Annotated in this window: 15 protein-coding genes and 1 pseudogene; 4 read left to right on the forward strand and 12 right to left on the reverse strand. The window is 50.8% G+C overall.

Features of this window, described 5'->3' with window-relative positions; all coding sequences use genetic code 11:
• The 7 genes and pseudogenes from J1784_RS06975 to J1784_RS07005 all read right to left on the reverse strand — a co-directional run.
• Nucleotides 1-133: pseudogene (locus J1784_RS06975) on the reverse strand (IS256 family transposase); the annotation flags it as partial.
• Between the two features lie 69 nt (nt 134-202).
• On the reverse strand, nt 203-463 hold the full coding sequence (locus J1784_RS06980; protein WP_217148575.1) for a hypothetical protein: 261 nt from the start codon (nt 461-463) through the stop codon (nt 203-205).
• 294 nt (nt 464-757) lie between these two features.
• The gene (locus J1784_RS06985) at nt 758-1,228 is read right to left on the reverse strand and encodes an ECs1072 family phage-associated protein (protein ID WP_120508691.1); all 471 of its coding nucleotides are present in this window, start codon (nt 1,226-1,228) and stop codon (nt 758-760) included.
• 106 nt (nt 1,229-1,334) lie between these two features.
• Nucleotides 1,335-2,024 (reverse strand): LutC/YkgG family protein, encoded by a 690-nt coding sequence (locus tag J1784_RS06990; RefSeq protein WP_120508690.1) that lies wholly within the window; start codon nt 2,022-2,024, stop codon nt 1,335-1,337.
• Nucleotides 2,017-3,441: a LutB/LldF family L-lactate oxidation iron-sulfur protein gene (locus J1784_RS06995; RefSeq protein WP_217148576.1), complete on the reverse strand. Its 1,425-nt coding sequence runs from the start codon at nt 3,439-3,441 to the stop codon at nt 2,017-2,019. Before J1784_RS06995 ends, J1784_RS06990 begins: the two co-directional genes overlap by 8 nt.
• A complete protein-coding gene (locus J1784_RS07000) occupies nt 3,432-4,169 on the reverse strand; it encodes a (Fe-S)-binding protein (RefSeq protein WP_119823139.1) in 738 nt (245 codons plus the stop codon). Before J1784_RS07000 ends, J1784_RS06995 begins: the two co-directional genes overlap by 10 nt.
• Before the next feature lie 167 nt (nt 4,170-4,336).
• Complete coding sequence (locus J1784_RS07005; RefSeq protein ID WP_217148577.1) at nt 4,337-4,798, reverse strand: fructose PTS transporter subunit IIA; 462 nt, start codon at nt 4,796-4,798, stop codon at nt 4,337-4,339.
• A 677-nt stretch (nt 4,799-5,475) separates the two neighbouring features.
• On the opposite strand from J1784_RS07005, the gene J1784_RS07010 reads away from it, so the two are divergent.
• On the forward strand, nt 5,476-6,771 hold the full coding sequence (locus J1784_RS07010) for a porin (protein ID WP_238485430.1): 1,296 nt from the start codon (nt 5,476-5,478) through the stop codon (nt 6,769-6,771).
• Nucleotides 6,772-7,034: 263 nt separating this feature from the next.
• Here the strand turns inward: J1784_RS07010 and J1784_RS07015 are convergent, their stop codons facing one another.
• Complete coding sequence (locus J1784_RS07015) at nt 7,035-7,925, reverse strand: LysR substrate-binding domain-containing protein (protein ID WP_217148578.1); 891 nt, start codon at nt 7,923-7,925, stop codon at nt 7,035-7,037.
• A 186-nt stretch (nt 7,926-8,111) separates the two neighbouring features.
• On the opposite strand from J1784_RS07015, the gene J1784_RS07020 reads away from it, so the two are divergent.
• The 3 genes from J1784_RS07020 to J1784_RS07030 are packed head-to-tail and all read left to right on the forward strand — an operon-like array spanning nt 8,112 to nt 10,905.
• On the forward strand, nt 8,112-9,608 hold the full coding sequence (locus tag J1784_RS07020) for a UbiD family decarboxylase (protein WP_217148579.1): 1,497 nt from the start codon (nt 8,112-8,114) through the stop codon (nt 9,606-9,608).
• Nucleotides 9,608-10,195 (forward strand): UbiX family flavin prenyltransferase, encoded by a 588-nt coding sequence (locus J1784_RS07025; protein ID WP_120508685.1) that lies wholly within the window; start codon nt 9,608-9,610, stop codon nt 10,193-10,195. The genes J1784_RS07020 and J1784_RS07025 overlap by 1 nt, the downstream gene beginning before the upstream one ends.
• Nucleotides 10,192-10,905 (forward strand): DUF554 domain-containing protein, encoded by a 714-nt coding sequence (locus J1784_RS07030; protein ID WP_217148580.1) that lies wholly within the window; start codon nt 10,192-10,194, stop codon nt 10,903-10,905. Before J1784_RS07025 ends, J1784_RS07030 begins: the two co-directional genes overlap by 4 nt.
• Nucleotides 10,906-11,090: 185 nt before the next feature.
• Here J1784_RS07030 and J1784_RS07035 read toward each other — a convergent pair whose 3' ends face one another.
• The 4 genes from J1784_RS07035 to J1784_RS07050 all read right to left on the reverse strand — a co-directional run bounded on the left by J1784_RS07035 (nt 11,091) and on the right by J1784_RS07050 (nt 17,822).
• Entirely contained in the window at nt 11,091-12,719 is a 1,629-nt protein-coding gene (locus tag J1784_RS07035; protein WP_217148581.1) for a DsbA family protein, read from the reverse strand.
• A 101-nt stretch (nt 12,720-12,820) separates the two neighbouring features.
• Nucleotides 12,821-13,927 carry a CfaE/CblD family pilus tip adhesin gene (locus J1784_RS26725; protein WP_217148582.1) on the reverse strand — a complete coding sequence of 369 codons (1,107 nt, stop codon included), beginning with the start codon at nt 13,925-13,927 and terminating at the stop codon, nt 12,821-12,823.
• A 56-nt stretch (nt 13,928-13,983) separates the two neighbouring features.
• Nucleotides 13,984-15,228, reverse strand: coding sequence for a CfaE/CblD family pilus tip adhesin (locus J1784_RS07045; RefSeq protein ID WP_217148583.1), 1,245 nt, complete (start codon nt 15,226-15,228; stop codon nt 13,984-13,986).
• Nucleotides 15,228-17,822: a TcfC E-set like domain-containing protein gene (locus J1784_RS07050; RefSeq protein ID WP_238485431.1), complete on the reverse strand. Its 2,595-nt coding sequence runs from the start codon at nt 17,820-17,822 to the stop codon at nt 15,228-15,230. Before J1784_RS07050 ends, J1784_RS07045 begins: the two co-directional genes overlap by 1 nt.
• Nucleotides 17,823-17,951: the final 129 nt, after the last annotated feature.

Raw genomic sequence — 17,951 nt, forward strand, 5'->3', positions numbered from 1 at the left:
CAGTCAGCTCTGCATTGAGCGCTGTTTCGACAGTAAGCTTGGTCAGCATACGGGAAAACGCATTGAGATCGGCTTCGGTTTTAAGGCCTTTAGCCAGTTCAGCCGCAAGGGCTTTAAGTTTCTTTTCATCCATAATTTACCTGTCTCCGTTGCTGGAGTGAACATATCAAAAACAGGCAATTACACAATTTTAATTACAGTCTCACTGTTCCAACCGTGTTCGAAGACGCTCGACAACCGTCCTTTGCGCCTCATAGATTGCCTTAGCACTTCTTTCAGCCTCCCATAACTCTCCCATCATTTGCTCATGAAGACTATCGTATTCCGTATTTTCATCCGGATCTTCAATTTCCTTTTCAATAGCTAGGTGTAAAGCCAGTCTTGCGTCTTGGTATGACTGATAACATTTCTCGAGTACAGCTTCGGCGACTACCCTATGTTTTTCCACTTCTTCTTTAGTCATATTCACTACCCCTTATCATTAACTCATTAAATACACGGACTCGCTGTACATGTGAATGGTGCAACCTATTTTCACAGCGGGGTGATTGTCTGGATACGGAATTTCCGCCAAACTGCCCCGCCCCATAATGACAAATAAATGCTGTCCCAATTTCAATGAGGGTGCGTGGCATACTGAATCAATTTGGACAATCCCCCTGTTGAAAGAATACGTCTAATGAAAGCAAACCGTTTGAAAGCGAAAAAGTGTTGAAACTGCGTATTCTCGAAACGTTAATCCCACGTCAATATCACCCTATTTCAAAAACAACGCATCGCACAATTCGGGATCCCACTCACTGTCATCGAACATAATTTTATTAACGCAATGTTTTTGTGTTTCATGAAAATGAAAGGTCACCCCGTCGATATTCAGTAAAGCAGTCATTAATTTTTGCGAAATTTCCTCGCCGTTTATATCCGGTAAAATAAGGGTGAGTGCATCATGCAAAGAAAGCGATTTAGCCTCCGTGAACGGAACCTTGTAATGAGTGAAAAGGTATGAGGCTAAGGCATTTCTGCCATAAAGAATAAACCTGTGCTCATCCATTTTCTGTTTGTAAGCAAATAAGATAAGGTCTAATTTAAATATCATCAGCGTCCGGTGAGAAATGCAAGCCTTCACGTCCTGGTCTGAATTGACCTTTTCGGAGATGCCCACTGAGTGTTTGACATTTTTATGCACTTGTTCAAAAAGCGTTGCCATGTCTGTCATCGAAATGCCCATAGGTTACGTCCTCTTGCTCATTAGCGTCTCAATCCTTCGCACTTACGCAGGAAAGAGAGGGGATAAAATCTGTCATCGCGTTGACTTCGGCTTCCATACCCACGCCTCATTCATCATCGATAACGACACAGACCGAGTTCGCTGGGCCATGAACGCCGATCACCTTAATAAGTTCAATATCTGAGGTGCAGCTTGGGCCGCTGATAATATTGATGCAGGACGGCAGGACTAAGCCCAGTTCCACCATCGCATCGAGCCGAGCAGCCAACTGGGCAACCGACGGGATAAGTGCGCTTTTTCTTACGATAAACAGCGTCGTTTCAGGTAACAGGCTTAAGCTACGGCTCTGTCGCGGCGAGGAAAAAAGCACCACACTTCCTGACTCTGCCAGCCCGTACTCGGCATAGACAATGCCCGTCCTGGCATTGCGCGCGTTACGGGTGTTCTTATTACCTTCAGAAGGTGACTGAACAGCAATATGGTGCGTCGGTTGAAGAATTGAGCGAAAGTCAGGCAGCCCGCTCCCGTCCATGTCTGCTAGCACCACCGGTGTCCCATATTCCCGGCATAGGTCAGCCACCAGCCCCGTGAGCAGCGCTGAGGTTGTGACACAGTTACGGTTACCGGCCTGTTCTGAGCGAATTAAAAATAAAGCAAGCAGGTCCTCCGCGGTCATCCCGGTCAGGCGAGTTTCCGGCAACCGGTTCACCGGCTCAGGTCGGGAAGCGGGCACGGTGCGCAGGGGGCGCCCGAGCTGCGATGCCAGATGGGACAGGAATGCTATTTTTTCAGTCATTTTTGCGCTCCTTTTGATGATCGCGAAACCAGCTCCGGAAGCTTTCCCCGTCGCCGGTCGGGAGATCCCTTGTCCGGGTCCATTCACGGAGTACCCCGATATTCAAGGGAGCACGCCCCTTGCGGATAAACCAATGCGCCATTGGCGCCCCGGCCACCATCCCTATTTTCCAAAGGCTCGGATGACTATTGAGGAAGCTGAATGCCTTAATGGCCATCCGTTCGCTCGTTGGCGGGATATGCTGTTTGACCATTTCCTCACGGTGTTTACGGATTAAGGCTGAGAGGGGGATCTTGACCGGGCAAACGGCATCGCACGCGGTACACAGCGAACAGAGGTGTGGGAGGAAGCTGAAATCCTGATACCCTTCAAGCAGTGGGGTGAGTACGGCACCCACGGGGCCGGGATAAATCGACGCGTACCCCTGACCGCCAATATGTCGATATGCAGGACAGGTATTCATGCAGGCACCGCAACGAATACACCGCAGAATGTCATTAAACGCGGAACCAAGCACTGCTGAGCGCCCATTGTCTACGACGACCAGATGGAATTCTTCCGGACCGTCACTCTCATCGGTTTGACGAGGGCCGGTTAACCAGGTGTTGTAGCCTGTCAGCCTGAGGCCCACGGCGTTGCGCGCCAGCAGGGTTATCATGATATCGACATCCCGGAATTCGGGGACGATCCGTTCCATCCCCATCACCGCTATATGAGTCTTTGGCAGAGTCGTACACAGACGCGCATTGCCCTCGTTGGTGACAAGACAGACGGAGCCGCTTTCTGCCACGGCAAAATTACACCCTGTGATCCCAATATCGGCTTTAAAAAACTCACCCCGGATAAATGTCCGAACGAAGCGGGTCATCTCTTCCGGCGTTTCAGAGCCTTCATAACCCAGTCGGTCATGAAAAAGCTGCCTGATTTGGTGCCGGTCTTTATGAATGGCAGGCACGACAACGTGTGAGGGCGCATCTCGGGCCACTTGCAAAATGTATTCCGCAAGATCGGTTTCGGTTACCTGGATGCCTTCGGCGGCAAAGGCATCATTAAGACCGATCTCTTCTGTGACCATAGATTTGGCTTTAACGACGGTTTTGGCCTGTTTCTCGCGGGCAACCCCAAGGATATAGTCCGTTGCCTCTTCTTTCGTTTTTGCAAAAAAGATATGCCCGCCGTGATGCGTCACGTTCTCAGACAACTGGTAAAGAAGAGCATCCAGATTCTCCAAAACGTAATGACGTAGCTGCGCCGCCCTGTCCCGCCAGCTTTGGGTATCCCCCAGTTCATCGAGTACTCTCTGCCTGTTGGCACTGATGGTATCCTGAGCATTGGCGATAGCAGTCTGCATGCCGGCGTCTTCCACCTGACGCCGGATGAGGGTTTTATAAGGTAAATGACTGGTTTTTACCGACATGCTTTCTCCTCGCAAGACATCAACGCCTCGGCAATGTGCATGACTCTGACCGAGTGCCCTTCTCGGGCCAACCGCCCGCCAATATTCATCAGACAGCTGATATCAGCCCCAATGAGAAAATCCGGTTTTGCGGCCATAATGTGGCTGACCTTCTCTTTCACCATCTCCCCCGACACATCCGCCATCTTGACCGAGAAAGTGCCACCAAAACCGCAGCAGGTCTCTGCGTGTGATAAGGGGAGTAGCTCGAGTCCCTGGATGTGGTTAAGCAGGATCAGGGGTTCCTCCCTGATCCCCATTTTGCGAAACAAGCTGCAGGAAGGATGGTAAACGGCGCGCCCCTGAAGGCGTGCGCCCACATCCTGTATTGCCAGGTCATTGACGATGAACGAGGTTAGATCCCGCATTCGCGCGGCCACACGCCTGGCTCTTGCCGCCCAGTCAGGTTCGCCGGCAAGGTAGTTCGGGTAACTTTTTATGGCATAGGCACACGAACCTGCGGGCGAGACGATGGGAAATTCATTCTCCTCGAGCGCGCAAATAAGCGACTTGATAGCGGGAATGGATTCCCGTGTATAACCACTGTTAAGCGCCGGTTGCCCGCAGCATCCTTGCTTGTCGGGGAAATGGACATGACAGCCCAACTTTTCAAGCAAGAGCACACAATCTCGGGACGTCCGGAACTTGAGTACATCACCTAAGCAGGTGACATAGAAATTGACATTCATCCTTCCCTCCTCAGGAAGACAACGGGGGCAGTCGGTATGGGTTTCCCCCAACGGATTACATTAATTTTCTCTCACCCGAGGAAACGCGCACTCTTAACGTGGGCCTTACTGACCCTGTTATTTGCACATCGCATCGATTCTGATTACGCGTAGCCACACAGAGGAGTTTAAAGTGCATCCATTTCCGTAATCCGGTCGCTCATGAAATTGAATATTTCCTGGGCATTTATCGACTCTAATAAAATTTGGCGAAACTTATCATCAATGATCTGACACATGAGCTCGTTTATAATGTGCAGATGTAAGCGCCGCGCCCCTTTTTCAGGAATAAAAATGGCACAGACGAGTTTTATCAGGCCCGAATCGTGACCTTCCCAATTTATCGATTTTGGCAACCTTATAAACATGACACCGGACTCTTTTACGTTGGCTGTTTTCACGTGAGGCATGGCAATTTTCCCATCAAATCCTGTGTGATATTCATTTTCTCTTGTCCACAGATCTGCTTCTAATGCCGCTGCATCCTCAGTCCATCCTTGTTTTTCGGCTTGCACAGCCAGAAACCGAAATATAGCTTCCTTACCCGAGAAGTTTTTATCCAAAAAAATCGTCTCTTTACCTAAAAACATACCGTGATCCTCACAGTCCTCATCCGCGACATGTGCATCTTTTATAAAAGAAAACCCAAAAAATATTGGAAGGTTAAAATTATCTATACATCATGGGGTTACATAATAAGACGCGTTATCTCCCACCTATCTTCGGCAATTTCCATACCCACCACCAGGCGGCGATAATGTTCAAAATCTTATGACTCCATGCAGGTGAAATAAGTGATCCAGATAACACCTGAATGAATATCACACTTTCTTTCATTTTCATTATGGAATTACCCGCCTTCGCTAAGTCAATTGCATCATATTGTAAAATTGTGCAGAAGTTCCATCTTTTAGATAGTCAAGGCCGATAATCGAAACAGTTTGTCTTTATATAATAATACCTGCGGTTAATTTAATGACAATAATCCCACACCCTTTCCTCTCATCTTATTAGGAGGCTTAACTTAAATTTAAACGCATTCTCAACAGAGCTTTTATTTTAAATAAAAAATCATCAACTGTGATTGATGTCTCATATGCCTTTTCATTTTTAATTGGCAGAAATAATGACGTCTACAGAATGATTCAGTCGTGTTAGCCCTTATTCATGAACTGCAGGGAAAAGATTTTACATTCAACCTTTTTTATTAACTTTCACTTCATCTCTTTATTTCATTAGGCACATTTTTACAGAGAAGGATTAAGCAATGGTCCATTCAAAATACATGAAACGCTACGCCCCCCTGGTATTAGTGATCACGACCGGTGTCCTCGCCGACGGTGCCTCAATGGCGGCAGATAACGAAACGCCTTTACAGGCCGCGCCGGCATATACCGCCACCCAGACGAAAGGCGAGACAGTCTGGAGTGATGCCGATACGTCAGTCGGTGTACTGGGCTCGGTCCGTATGTTTGGGAAAACGGATTCGAAACGCTCTCAAAAGCATGACATTCAAAACAACGACTCCCGGCTAGGGATAGCGGTACGTCATAATTTTGATTTCAACGGCGGAGACAGTTTTTCATTAGGCTATTATGAAACCGGCATTCATGGATTAGATTCCGCCACGGATGACCAGGGCAACGATGTCTACACCCGCCAGGCTTATGCCGGTTTAGGGAGTGATGAATACGGTATTGTCACCTTTGGTAAGCAATACGCCCCGACCGACTGGGCGCTGGGGGTTGATACCACCTATGCGTGGGGCGGCAAGGGTAAACATAACACCGCCGGCATGTCGACCGACATCATTAACTCCGCCGCGATTTATTATTACAGCGATGACCATCTCACCCTCGGCCTGATGGGACAAGGAAACGATACGGTAGACAGTATTGGTTTTGCTGACTACGGTGACGGTCCGAAATTACATGATGCCTATCGCGACGGTTCGGCGAATGTCCATGGGGGGGCGGCGCTTGGCGGGCAATATCTTTGGGATAATGGGATCTCTGTATCAGGCGCGGTGGCTTATAACAATTACACCGTCAATAGCGGCACGGTGACGGATTGCACGTTAGTCAGCAGCGGGCATTGCTATGTCTATACCGATCACGACGGTGCCTCGTATGACGGGAATACCTACTCGGTAGGGGCCACCACCAAATACACGGCGAACGTTGGCGATCATGCCTGGTCTAACGGCGCCCAGGTTACCTGGTATGTTAATAAAGTTAATGATGTAAAGGCCGCAACGCTCGGCAGCTATCGACATAACCAAACAACCAGCAACGCCCAGGAAACCCTCCTTGGCCTTGAGTATAATTCTCAGTTCAAGATCACCCCGGAATGGGGCGTGTATGCAGATTACAGTTGGTTAAAAGGGGGAGACGCAATGGAAGGGCAGCATTTCGAATCTGCCGTTTTCGGGACCGATTATTGGTTAGGTAAAAATGCGGTGACCTATGTTGAGTACGGTTACGAAAAAGCATGGGGTAACGACAATAAAGACTGGAACACCGATGACCATTTAACGGCTGTTGGCCTGCGTATCTTCATCTAATAAGCCAAAAATTTTCATTCACCTCCCGTCATTGCCTGTTTTCGGCATGTCGCCCGCGACAACGAAGGCAGGCAAATCATGAAAGAGACACGACGCCAGCCGGTGGTTGATATCGCGTTGAACCACTCTATACGTACCCTGTCCCGTACATACCTTTTATGACCCAAACGCTCTGCGTACCCTCTCCCCAGGATTGAGCGTGATCGCGCCCTACGCTGCCTTTATCGGACAACCAGAAGAAGATCTTAAGCCGCGAAGTCATGTCATACACGCAGGATTTCCTTCACAAAATGGATGAAGTCAACAACTAACTTGTTTTTAGTGCGTGATGACCAGACCAGCGACAGCGTGGTCAGCGTGGGTTCTCCTTCAAGTTGACAATATGTCACGTTGGGGATTTTCACGGTGCTCTGTGTTTGCGGCACCAATGTCACCCCCATGCCCATGGAGACCATGCCAATTGCGGTTGAAACATCCTGCGTCAGCTTCACGCCTTGGGGGGTAAATCCGGCCTGAAAACACGCATCCAATGTAGACCACCCTAATCCTACGCCGGGAGGATCTTGCTGAATGAAGAAAGGGTCTGACGAGAGTGAGGCAAGTGGGATCGTGCCGTTTTGAGCCAACCTATGATCCTCAGGCAGCACGGCAATGAGTGGACAGGTAGAAATCGTGCAATACTTTAAGTGTTCATGTTGTGATATGGGCATTCTCACCACGGCGACATCGAGGAGATTATCTACTAGCAGTGCTATTTGGTCACAGACGTTGTGCTCTTCCAAAATTAATTTTACATTCCCAAATTCTCTTTTATAACCTTGTATCAGCACCGACAAAACAGGATCGGTAATAGAGGAACCCACATAGCCTAGTTTGAGGATCCCATGTTCTCCTGCCTGTAAACTTCGCGCTACGTCTTTAACGTTTTTATAGTTTTTAATTAACAACCGTACTGGCTCCAGCAATTGCCTCCCTTCATCTGTCAGGGCTACCTGCCTGTTTGTTCTTTTAAATAGCTGTATTCTAAGTTCACTTTCCATTCCTTTAATATATTGACTTAACGCAGGCTGAGTAATATTCAACTTTTGTGCAGAAATTCCAAAATGCAACTCTTCAGCAAGCACAGAGAACGAGATTAAGTGCCTGTATTCCATACCATTACCCTCTTGAAAAGCGACGATAAAGAACTCTTATCAATCACACGTAAAAGATTATTATCCTTATGCAAACAAAGACTTTACAGTCCAAGTGGATGTTATTAAGCATACAGGCAACCTCTCTCTATAAATATATATTTACCTGTTTCGTTTTTCATTCATTTAACACAAAAGGAAAAACTAATGACTATTAGCCCGAAACCTGTAACAGATTTACGTTCCGCACTGGACTTACTCAGTCAATATGAAAATGAAGTGATTACCACGGATGAACCGGTTGATCCTATTGCGGAGCTCTCAGGGATATATCGTTATGTTGGCGCGCACGGGACATGTAAGCGGCCAACAAAGCTGGGCCCTGCCATGATATTTAATAATATTAAAGGCTATACCGATATGCGCGTGCTGATAGGGCTGCTTTCCTCCCGCAAACGGGTATCCCGCATGCTGGGCACCACCCCGGAAAAGCTGGCTTTTGCGCTGCGTGATTCAGTGGCTCATCCCATTCCCCCTGTCGTTATTGCGCCACAGAATGCCAAGTGCCAGGAGGTGGTTCACCTCGCAAGTGACCCGGACTTTGATATCTTAAAACTTCTGCCCGCCCCGACCAATACCCCAGAAGATGCCGGTCCTTATTTCACCTTGGGAATGTGCTACGGGGCTGACCCAGATACCGGTGAGCACGACGTGACCATCCACCGCCTATGTGTACAGAGCAAAGACGAAATCACCATGTATTTTGTACCGGGTCGTCATCTTGATGTCTTCCGTCAGAAATATGAGTCCCGCAATCAACCTATGCCTATCTCCATCAGTATTGGCGTGGATCCGGCGATTGAAATTGCGGCCTGTTTCGAACCGCCAACAACGCCGCTGGGATTCGATGAATTGTCCATCGCCGGTGCACTCCGGGGGCAGGCGGTAGAGCTCTCTCAATGCGTCAGCGTGAACGCCCGCGCGATCGCCAATGCTGAGGTGGTCATTGAAGGTGAATTACTGCCAAATGTCCGCATACGGGAAGACCAGAACACCAATACAGGCAAAGCCATGCCTGAATTCCCGGGGTACACAGGCGAAGCCAAGGCCGAATTGCCGGTCATTAAGGTAAAAGCGATCACCCACCGCCAACACCCTATTTTACAGACCTGCATTGGCCCAAGTGATGAGCATACCAACATGGCGGGGATCCCGACGGAAGCATCCATTCTTTCCATGGTTGAACGTGCACTGCCAGGATTTGTGCAGAACGTCCACTGTCCTTCCCCAGGCACGGGCAAATACCTGGCTGTCATTCAGGTCAAGAAAAGCACCATGAATGATGAGGGTCGCCAGCGCCAGGCAGCATTACTTGCCTTCTCCGCGTTTTCAGAGCTCAAACACGTGATTCTGGTGGATGAAGACATTGAGATCTTTGATATGAACGATGTGATGTGGGCGATGACCACACGATATCAGGGTGACGTGAGTACGATTTTCATTCCTGGCGTACGTTGCCATCCACTTGATCCGTCTTCTGATCCGGCCTTCAGTCCTTCCATCAGAGCACATGGCATTGCCTGCAAAACGATCTTTGACTGTACCGTGCCGTTTGCGATGAAAGGCAGCTTCCACCGTAGCGAGTTTCTTGAAGTGGATGTGGACAGGTTCATTCCGGGCTTTTCAGACAGTAAGGGGGGCTGATGAGGGTCGTTGTCGGCATTAGCGGTGCCTCGGGTTTTCGGTACGGGGTGGAAGTGCTCCGCCTGCTGCGTCAGATGCATGTTGAAAGCCATCTGGTGATTTCCGCTGCCGGGCACATAAATCGGGAGCATGAAACCCCCTTAAGTGAGGAAGACGTCAATGCCCTCGCCGATGTGGTGTACTCCAATACAGACATTGGGTGTGCCATAGCGAGCGGGTCTTTCCAAACGATGGGTATGATCATCGCGCCCTGCTCCATGCACTCGCTGGCGGCGATTGCCAACGGGATCACACCCAACCTGCTGACCAGAGCGGCTGATGTCATTCTGAAAGAAAGACGCAAGTTGGTGCTCATGGTGCGAGAAACGCCCCTTCACATGGGTCATATTCGTAACATGTTACACGTGACAGAGGCGGGGGGGATCATTTTCCCCCCTGTTCCTGCCCTGTATGCCAAACCACAGAGTGTTGACGAAATCATACGCCACAGTGCGGCACGCGCGCTTAGCCTTTTGAATGTTGAGTGCGAGGGCATGCCACGCTGGGGGAAAGATATTTCATTGAGTCAAAAGGATAAAATAATATGATCATCGGTCCCTTTATCAATGGTTCTGCCGTGCTCATCGGAGGGGGGGTAGGCGCAGTACTGGGCACGCGATTACCTGAACGGTTGCGCGTCTCCATGCCTCTCATGTTTGGTGTGGCATCGATGTGCATGGGTGTGATCCTGGTGATGAAAGTCAGTCACATGCCCGTAATGGTGCTTTCCATCATTCTTGGCGCACTGATAGGTGAATTAATTTATCTCGAAAAAGGCATTGCCATTCTGGGCGGAAAGGCACGGGGCATCGCGTCGGTGTTTTCGAAATCGAGCGCAGGCGAATCGGATGAAAAATTTCTGCAAAGCTATGTGGCGATCATCGTGCTGTTTTGTGCCAGCGGAACGGGTATTTTCGGTTCGATGCATGAAGGGATGACCGGTGATGCCAGTGTACTCATTGCAAAATCCTTTCTCGATTTGTTCACCGCCGGTATCTTTGCTACGACCCTGGGTGTCGCGGTGTCGTTAATCTGTGTCCCTCAACTGATCATTCAGTTAGTGCTGGCCTACGGGGCCATCTTTATTCTTCCCTTTACCTCACCTGAAATGCAGGCGGACTTCTCAGCCGTGGGCGGGGTATTGATGGTGGCCACTGGTTTTCGTATTTGCGGCATCAAGGTGTTCCCCGTGGCAAATATGCTGCCCGCTCTGGTTCTTGCGATGCCCATTTCGCATTTCTGGAGTAGCGTATTTTAAGCACAACAGGCGGGTCGCCGTCATTGTGCCCTGTTCCTTTTCTAAGGGTGGAGGAGAATTTTTACCCTCACAAACACATCTTGTGTAAGGGGGGTGACGTCACTCGCCAGGAAGCTTTGCCATCAGCAGATAGCGGGCTTCCTGGCGGTTGCTTTCCTAAGCTAGGTCGTGGCGACAAAACGCCGTCAATTCACCGCTTTTTTCCCTTCCCGTGCAAGCTTCACCGCGGCCTGAAGCTCGCCCTCTGACGGATAGCCCGGTATGACCGTGATGGTATTCACATCTCCACCTACCACCGGCATCACGAGTACGGCGGGCGTCCCACTAAACCCGACCTTGTGTGAGAGTATGTCGTTTCTTTCCAGTACGGCGTCCACGTCTTTCGCTTTCTTAGTATTGAGCTTCACTTCCGAGCTCACTTTGCGGATATCGGCTGTCGTCAGTTCTCCTTCCGTGTGCCCAATAGCAAACAGGCCATGGTAGTAATCCAGATAGGCATTTGGCCCCTTTTGATACCAGATTTGCAGCCCGGTTCGTGCCGCTTCGACAGAAGCCGGCCAGCGCGCCCCCAATATCGGCCATTCCTTAAACGCAACGCGGACATCAGGGTTAGACTTCATCACTCTGTCGATTTCATAAGACAATCGGTGGCTCCAGACAGACTGATAATCAAAGAATGTCACCACGACCACTTTTGCATCCGCAGGTCCATAGGATGGGGTATCGGGGTCGGCAGTCAGCTCGGTATAATTTTCGAACGCCGCCTGCGCCATCGCCACTTTTCGTTGCGCCGCCTGCTGTGCCTGCAGTGTCTCCCCCGCCTTGACCAGAATTTCAGGGTGCGCAACCAGGTAGTCGGACATGATTTTTTCAATCTCGGCCTGCTGTGAGGCAGTAAATTTGTTCGCTGCAACAGGACATGGTGTCTTCCCTTCAGCCTTTGCGACGTCCTCAGAAGGATAAATCACGGCGCCCGCGGCAGGTGCAGGTGCAGGTGCAGGTGCAGGTGCAGGTGCAGGATGACTGACTTTCTTCTCCGGCGTGACTGACACCGGATTAACCGGTGTCTTTAATACTGAGGATACAGGTGGTGAAACAACGGCCTGGTCCCCTTCATCTCCCGCCTTGGCTGAAGAAGTGCTTACCGACTCTGGTATTACCGGGGGAGCGGAAGGAGTCAAAGCCGGGTGACTCGATGGCGCCACGGGCTTGATCGAAGGCTGACTACCCTGCACCTGTGATGCTGCCGGTACGGAAGGTGTTGTCGAGAGAGGGCTCACTTCCTCCACAGATTTTGCGGAAGGCGAATTGGCCGGCACCTGCGTTTTAACGGATACGGAAGGAGCAGTCCCCCCATGATCCACTTCTTCTCCCGGTGTGACTGACGACTGGCTACCGGGCCCGCGTATTTCCGGGGGGGCGGAAGGCACTATGGCCGGCTGATTCGATTCCTCCACTGGCTTGATGGAAGGCTGATTACCCTGCGCCTGTGATGCTGCCGGTACGGAAGGTGTTGTCGCGAGGGGGCTCCCTTCCTCGATTGGCGTTACAGAAAACTGGCTCACGGACGGGCGTATCGTTACGCGTGTGGTGGGGGTTGTTGCCGGGCGCTTCACTTGCGTATTTCCTGAAACGGGGGGCTGACTGTCGGGTACAGGTATCGCAGACGCCTCCCCCGCAGGCAAGGTTGCAAATAAAGCAGGATCGTGGCCCGCGGGCTCAGTGACAGCAGTCTGCTGCGCGAACACAGTCCCGGTTAAGAGCCCTGCGGTAATAGATAGGATGGTGAATACATTTTTTCTGCGGTTATCCATGGAAATCGTTAACTCCCTTTTGTTCAAGTTCTCTTGCAGCCGAGGCCATCGCATCCTGAATGAATGCCCTAACGTTATGGCACCGGTCACATTGGTGAGGGTCAGGTGGTAGATGGGCGGTAAATGATCTTCAACTGACCGCCGTATCGCCCTGCACTTTTATCTCCTATCCCGAAGGCCGGCGTGCGCAGCGTTAGCGGCGCGGGAAGACAGTGAGAGAGCCCCGGAATGCCCGGCAGTGACACCAGCTGCTGCACGGCGCGTTTTGCCGTCCCATTCCAGACAATCGCATCCCCCTGGCTCACCTGTTCACGCGCCCCCGTTGTCGGGTTGATAATGCTCACCTGATAATCCACCCGGTCAGTCTGCGCGGTTTTATTGCCACCCAACCGATACACCGAAAACTGCCCCGCGGGTCTGCCTGGGGCGGGGCTCCCTTCATCCATAAGGGTTAACGTCGTACGTGAACTGGAGGCATCATCCCCGTCGTAGAGGCACATCTGCACGGTCTTGGTCCCTTCCATCGAGGAAGGCGTGGCTTTCTGGAGCATGAGGTTGACGCGAGGTGAACCTGATGGAGAGTCCGGAAAATAAATCTGGAACTCACGTGGGGGGACAAACACAGAATTTGAGCCCGATACCGATACCGTCCAAGGCCGCGAATAAATATTGAGTTCAGCCAGAGCTGTGGGCGAAAAAATCAGGGGGTAATGGCCTGACTTTAATTTCTCAGACGTTTTAATAATTTTGGCGATCATTCTTCTAGGCACTGTGTTGCCTGTATTAGGCCGCTCAATTTGACCGAGGTAGACTTTCGCGCCCGCACATTGAAGAGCCCTTCCCTTATCATCATAAAAGGTAATACCCAGCCCTTGCGTGCCAGTGGAGCAGACACTGCCCGCGCCGGTGGCATTTGGCACCAGATAAAGTAACCAGGGATTATAACGGTTGGGCGCTTGCATTGTTACCTTCCCAGCAGGTACCCAGACGGAAGAGCAATAAAATCCTCCACCCTCGAAATACATCTGACCAATCACGGTACCTACTGGTTCACTGGACGAAAGATAACCGTCGATTTCAGTTTTCAAACTCAGTGAAAATCTGTCACCACCGGTGCTGTAACAGACATCAGCCCCAGTGGCAGCCAGTGAGCAGACAGAAAATACACAGAAAAAAATAGCGGCTAACACTCTGAAAATTGTGTTCACAGTGAAACACTCTCCCAACCCACTTTACTTGCAGACATGCGATATCCCTTCGGTATTTAACCAATGGTGGGGATGCGGTAAATAACCTTTAATACACCCATGTAATGCCCGGCGTTCTTTCCATTAGCTTTGAAGGCAGGTGTTTTCAGGGTAAGCGGTGCAGGCACGCAATAGGTCAACCCGGGGACGCCCGGTAATGCGACCCGACGCTGTATGCCGCGGTTATTCGTTCCCCCCCAGTAAAACTCTTTACCCTCTGTCACCGCCTCAGTTGCACCGGTAGTTGGATTAAGGACACTGAGCTCATAGTCCAGCCTATCAGCCACCTTCGATTTATCCGAGCCCTGACGATAGACCGAAAACATACCCGGTAAGCGTCCTGCCGCGCTCACCCCTTCATCTCGTAGTGTCAGTGAAATAAGTTTACTGGTGGAGTCGTTGCCATCGTAAAGGCACATATCCACTTGACGTATCCCCGACATGCTTCCGCTAGGTCCGCCCTTAAGACCCAAATCCACGTTCGGTGAGGCGAGGGGGAATTCTGGAAAAAAAATTAAGGGATTGCCGGTGGAAACTTGTATAACATCACTCCCTCGATTTAAAAAACCCCCCCAAGGAACACTGTCCGTATGTCCTGGGTAATATGCTGTAAGCCTAGCAGTTAAATTTAATTGATGAGCTCCAGCCGTTAACGGACCGCTTATCCTTATAAGTCTGGCTAATACTTTTCCATTATTAAGAAACCCACTCTTGGTGTTATTGGGTATCTCAAGTATGTCGTTCCAATGATCGCAACGGATACCGTTCCCGTCAACATTTAGATATTGAATTCCAATTCCATTAATATTGGTTTTACATACATCCTGTCTGCCATCAACAGATATAGACCTTGGTACAAGCTGCAAATCCCATCTCCAAGATCTTAATGGGCAGGTAAAGGCAGTTCCTATGGCAGATATTTGACCGAAGACAGTACCTGGAGGAGTATTTTTCGTTATTTTCCCGTAAACATGTAAATTATAACTTAGAGAATATCTATCATCTCCAGAAGAGGTTTGGCAATCTTTTCCGGATATTGCATAGGCATTATTCAACAGTGATAGTGCTATCACTGCGCTAAAAACAAATACTTTTAGTTTCACACAAAGACTTTTAAAATTAACCGTTGGGCCAGTATTACCTGTCAATACGACGTTTGGACGGGCAGAATAACCTGACACGGTTTCATGAGGGGGGTTTAATACCCTTGACGGAAGTGTACGATGTATCTGACCCAATACACTGCCTAACAGCATTATCATTACTCTGCTCCTTGCAGTGATTTTTCAGCTTGGTTGGCGGCCACCGGCGCTGCATCCCGGTCGTCCTTACGCACGGCCATCAGTTGCACTTGCTTCTGCTCTCTCTCAGGCAGCTTCGCCATCGTCGTGTTGGTACACAGCGAGGTGCCCGTCCAGCGCACCACGTCACGCATGGATTTCACCTTAAGACCGCACCGCCAGAACTCGCTGTCTTTCATCACAAACACCACCTTGAGCAACTGTGTTGTTTCCATCAGGAATCCCCCCTGCCCGAGCGGCGTCCAGGACGCCACATTCAGCGGGATCCCGCGCTCCAGGGGGCGGCTGGCACTGTCGAGCATTCTGCCCAGCCAGGTGTAATGGGTGGTGATGCCGACATCGCGGCGGTACATTCTCCCCGGTTGCATGAACACCGAACGCGTGCCGGCACCGCGATTAATTGCGCTGCCCGCCCCTTCGGTGACGCCCACGGATTCGGTCACCCTTAGCGTGCTTTCCCGAAAGCCTGGTACGGTAAACAGGGCCCGGCTGTTTCCCCTGACATTAGCTTGACCGCTACCGTCCACGGCGATATTCACTCTTGCTCCTTCACCCTCATCCTCTGGCGTATCAACGCCGACGGTAAAAGCTGAGGATGGCGTGCCATCTCCCCACCGTCCCCAGTAAAATCCGCCCTGACCGAGCGCCACAGACGAACTGTAATTGCCGCTCGCGCTAAGGGAATGACCACCATAATCCCTGTTCCATGCATCGCTTACCGTCAGTGAACCATTTCCCAATTGTCCGCCAGAGCGGGTATAGGCCGATAAGGTAGACGAGTCGGTATTGATCCCACTCACGGCGGCACCGAGTTCGTTTTCTCCGCCTTCATCCATGTAACGACTGTAAGCCATGTTGTATCCCAGCCGGTCCTCGTCGCGCTGGCTATGCTGCCAGCTCGCCCCTAAGGAAGAGGTACTGTGTCGGCCATTGACACCATTGTTTCCGTTAAACGACATGTTCATGCTCAGAAATACCCCCTTGTCCCTGGCGGTGTATCCCGTGTTGTTACGGACGAATGCGTTGAGGTTGCTGTTGATATTGATGCCCGCCACTGAGAAATACCGGCTGACACCGGCCTGCCACGTTTGGCTGCGATAGCGAGAAAAGTAGATCCTGTCCCAAGGTGCGCCGTCACGAACGCCCTCGTCGTCGACGGGCAGCTGGTTACGATAGACATACCGCCCCTGGTTATTTTCCAGGGAGTAGCCTAAGTTGAGATACCACTGATGGACGGGGACGGAGAACGTCAGGCTGGTGCTTTCGCTGCAACCGCTGTAGCTTCCGTAATGCTGACTGTCGCCTGAGCTATCACAGTCCGGGGCCATCATCGCCGAACGATAAAAGCTCAGGGAAAAGCCGTCACTGTAAGTCACTTGCTGCATATTCCCGCGTGAGCCATCACTGCTGTAGAGGAAGCTGGCCCGGGAGGTGAGCAAACCGTCCAGCGGACCACTGCTGAAACCATGGCTCCAATCGGCGGCGGCCTCATAATACTGAACGTCTTTTAACAGGGTGCTGCCAAGTGTCAGTGACAGCTCGGTGGATACCGGGATCCTGACACCTCCCTGAATGACAGGCGGGTTACCATCGCGTTGATAACCCTCTTCCGTGTCCAGGCGCCCCCCTTGGAGAAACCACTCAAACGTATTCTGTTGCGGGTCACCCGTCCCGGTATAGGGTACCGTCTGCGTTCTGACCAGTTGGTTACTTTCATAAATTCTGAGCGTGACAGTGTAACTGCCAGTCGGAAAGGCGCGCGTATCGAGTTTCTGCATGCCCGCCTTAAGATAAAAAGAGGACAACAGCTGACCATTGCGGTACGCATCGACACGTGAGTCTGCCGATAAGAAGACCGTGACGGGGGTTCCCCGTGAAACCTGACTTTGGTTAACCCAGGCTTGGGTTGAGCCTGTTCTTAGCCCTTGGATCCGGCCAATAGGCAATAAGCTCAGATTGATATTGCCGCCCGCGTTACTGAAGATGTCACGGGAATCCATGACACCGCCCTGCACGTACATGCGTTTGAGGAAGTCCTGCCGGAAATACGCGTTATTCACCTGCGCATGTTGCTGGCTTTCCGTGCGATAACGCTGCCCCTGCCACAACCAGTCAAGGTTCGCATAGCCATTTTGTGTGACCCCCAGCGTGCCATTACCCTGAACCGAGGCGGACTGAAAGTCCTGGTCAGCGACAAAGTTAAGATTTTGCTGGTGAATAAGGGCCCGACTGCTTTCAGGGGTAGCCTGATAATATATGTCGGGGATTTGTTCACGAGGAAGATAATGCGCAGGCAGAAAGAGACTGAGCTTTGCATTGTTTTCATCATAAATCACGGCCACCGTTTTGGTAGCGATAAAGTCACACCCTTCGGTTTTCCCGGTCGTCTTGCATGACAGGTTGTCATTACGCTTAAGCGGCGCACGAAGGGACATGGCCAAAAGCCGCGCGAGTGCCGGATCGTTATTATACTTTTCCTTAATGACTGCCATCAGATCGTCCGGTTTCTGGAATGTGACGTTGTCCAGGTCGACTTTGAGCTGAAACAATCCCATCGGTTCACCGTATAAGGAAACATCCAGCCACAGCTGTTGCCCCCGAGCCAAATCTTCAAAACCCGGCGGAACGTTTACGGCAGCATGTGCATTGGCCGCTATGCCCGCTAACACCAAAGCGGCTAAGAC

The sequence above is a fragment of the Rahnella ecdela genome, from assembly GCF_019049625.1.
In the GTDB taxonomy this organism is placed as follows: Bacteria; Pseudomonadota; Gammaproteobacteria; order Enterobacterales; family Enterobacteriaceae; genus Rahnella; species Rahnella ecdela.

Excerpts from the sequence above, each read along its gene's own strand:
- J1784_RS07020 (WP_217148579.1), top strand. The coding sequence starts at position 8,112 with ATGACTATTAGCCCGAAACCTGTAACAGATTTACGTTCCGCACTGGAC.
- J1784_RS07035 (WP_217148581.1), bottom strand. The coding sequence starts at position 12,719 with ATGGATAACCGCAGAAAAAATGTATTCACCATCCTATCTATTACCGCA.
- J1784_RS06985 (WP_120508691.1), bottom strand. The coding sequence starts at position 1,228 with ATGGGCATTTCGATGACAGACATGGCAACGCTTTTTGAACAAGTGCAT.
- J1784_RS06980 (WP_217148575.1), bottom strand. The coding sequence starts at position 463 with ATGACTAAAGAAGAAGTGGAAAAACATAGGGTAGTCGCCGAAGCTGTA.
- J1784_RS07030 (WP_217148580.1), top strand. The coding sequence starts at position 10,192 with ATGATCATCGGTCCCTTTATCAATGGTTCTGCCGTGCTCATCGGAGGG.
- J1784_RS06995 (WP_217148576.1), bottom strand. The coding sequence starts at position 3,441 with ATGTCGGTAAAAACCAGTCATTTACCTTATAAAACCCTCATCCGGCGT.
- J1784_RS07000 (WP_119823139.1), bottom strand. The coding sequence starts at position 4,169 with ATGAATGTCAATTTCTATGTCACCTGCTTAGGTGATGTACTCAAGTTC.
- J1784_RS07045 (WP_217148583.1), bottom strand. The coding sequence starts at position 15,228 with ATGATAATGCTGTTAGGCAGTGTATTGGGTCAGATACATCGTACACTT.
- J1784_RS07010 (WP_238485430.1), top strand. The coding sequence starts at position 5,476 with ATGGTCCATTCAAAATACATGAAACGCTACGCCCCCCTGGTATTAGTG.
- J1784_RS07025 (WP_120508685.1), top strand. The coding sequence starts at position 9,608 with ATGAGGGTCGTTGTCGGCATTAGCGGTGCCTCGGGTTTTCGGTACGGG.
- J1784_RS07050 (WP_238485431.1), bottom strand. The coding sequence starts at position 17,822 with ATGGGATTGTTTCAGCTCAAAGTCGACCTGGACAACGTCACATTCCAG.
- J1784_RS07015 (WP_217148578.1), bottom strand. The coding sequence starts at position 7,925 with ATGGAATACAGGCACTTAATCTCGTTCTCTGTGCTTGCTGAAGAGTTG.
- J1784_RS06990 (WP_120508690.1), bottom strand. The coding sequence starts at position 2,024 with ATGACTGAAAAAATAGCATTCCTGTCCCATCTGGCATCGCAGCTCGGG.
- J1784_RS07005 (WP_217148577.1), bottom strand. The coding sequence starts at position 4,798 with ATGTTTTTAGGTAAAGAGACGATTTTTTTGGATAAAAACTTCTCGGGT.